Raw genomic sequence first — 1,287 nt, forward strand, 5'->3', positions numbered from 1 at the left:
GGTTTTACCCGAAGGTAGTGTGCTAACCGCAAGGAGGCAGCTAACCACGGTAGGGTCAGCGACTGGGGTGAAGTCGTAACAAGGTAGCCGTAGGGGAACCTGCGGCTGGATCACCTCCTTTCTAAGGAAGCTGTGGAATTGGTAAGACGACCGTCTTGAACGGTATGAACCTTCCCGTGCTTTTTAGAACATAGATCGGATCAGTCAGATCACGATCGAAACGCAATACGCCTGCCGATCTGCTTCGCAGACAGCGGGTATGGCGAGCTTTCGCCGTCCACGTTTCTCTTTCTTCATGAAGGATAGAACCTTGAGTTCTGCGCTCACGCGCTGTCCGCACCTTCGGTGCTGCGCTCCGCGAGGGCGCCGGACGACCGGCGACGGCCTCTGGCCTGCATGGGTGCCTGACGCAGACTTAATCGTTCAGCGAGATGGGCCCGTAGCTCAGTTGGTTAGAGCACACGCTTGATAAGCGTGGGGTCGGAAGTTCAAGTCTTCCCGGGCCCACCATTTGCATTTGCAAGTGATGGTTAGGGAATGCCTGATCCTGACGGTTTGCTGTCAGGTGTTGCGATGGTTGGGGCTGTAGCTCAGCTGGGAGAGCACCTGCTTTGCAAGCAGGGGGTCAGCGGTTCGATCCCGCTCAGCTCCACCAAATCGCTTTGGTGTCGAGCCGGGATATCCTTCTGGAGAAAAACAAAGTTTGCATCGGCTTCGGCCGGATGCCTGTTCTGCATATATCGTGAAGAGAAGATTGATCTGGAGGCTTCCAGGTGTTTTGCACAATCCYATGGATTGSGCGAGATGTCCGAGCCCAGTTCTGTTGAAACCAAGGATGGCTTAGTCGGCCGGATCTGGTGGAGGGACTGGAGGTAGGAAGGAAGCYTGTCRTSAGGATTGCCCATTGTTCGGTGCCTTTTGGTGCTGTCTGATGGTTGGTCTGATTACCGTTGCCTGACCGCGCGGTACCGGATTTAATCTCGAGAAGCTGGTCTTAAAGATCCGGCCCAAGCGAGCTGCTCGGCGTAGCTCCAATAAAGGGACCGGATCGAACACGTCGATGGCATTGTTGGATTGACTGGGTTGTAAAAGGTAACCCGGTCTGTTGCCGTTTCCTTCGGGATGCGGGCAACGAGATGATGAGCATTGGCAATGAGAACGATTAAGTGTCGTAAGGGCATTTGGTGGATGCCTTGGCATGCACAGGCGATGAAGGACGTGATACGCTGCGAAAAGCCGTGGGGAGCTGCGAATAAGCTTTGATCCATGGATCTCCGAATGGGGCAA

The 1,287-nt window shown here is 54.8% G+C and carries 2 tRNA genes and 2 rRNA genes; all 4 read left to right on the plus strand.

What is annotated here, in order from left to right:
• A 16S ribosomal RNA gene (locus AC1DE4_RS31720) occupies positions 1 to 121 on the plus strand; the annotation flags it as partial.
• Between the two features lie 312 nt (positions 122 to 433).
• A tRNA-Ile gene (locus AC1DE4_RS31725) sits at positions 434 to 510 on the plus strand.
• Between the two features lie 69 nt (positions 511 to 579).
• Positions 580 to 655, plus strand: a tRNA-Ala gene (locus tag AC1DE4_RS31730).
• Positions 656 to 1,160: 505 nt separating this feature from the next.
• Positions 1,161 to 1,287, plus strand: a 23S ribosomal RNA gene (locus AC1DE4_RS31735); the annotation flags it as partial.

The organism is Rhizobium sp. 10N414, from assembly GCF_056394785.1.